The following is a 370-nucleotide window of genomic DNA, read 5'->3' as shown; positions in this document are numbered from 1 at the left end:
TTGATGCCGACGCACTGGCTACGGCGCTGGCCGATGTGGTGGGCCGCCATGAGAGCCTGCGCACGGTGTTCCCGGCGTCCGACGGGACACCGCAGCAGCGGGTGCTGCCCGCCGAGCAAGTCGATGTGGGTTGGGATGTCGTCGATTCCAGTGGGTGGTCGCCGGCCCGGCTACAGCACGCCGTCGAGGACACGGCGCGGCACTGCTTTGACCTGGCGGTCGAGATTCCGTTGCGGGCGCGGCTTTTCCGCGTCGGCGGCGAGGAGCACGTGCTGGTGGGCGTGGTGCACCATATCGCCGCCGACGGCTGGTCGATCACCCCGCTGATGCGTGACCTGGGTGTGGCGTATGCGGCCCGGCGCGCGGGGCG

General features: G+C 70.8%; 1 protein-coding gene. It reads left to right on the top strand.

Features of this window, described 5'->3' with window-relative positions; genetic code table 11:
- Nucleotides 1-370: condensation domain-containing protein (locus tag OQ968_RS24835; RefSeq protein WP_324682304.1), on the top strand; the 370-nt coding region annotated here is incomplete at both ends.

The sequence above is a fragment of the Mycobacterium sp. 663a-19 genome (assembly GCF_035616495.1).
Lineage (GTDB): Bacteria > Actinomycetota > Actinomycetes > Mycobacteriales > Mycobacteriaceae > Mycobacterium.
This window is presented reverse-complemented; position numbering and strand designations above follow the sequence as displayed.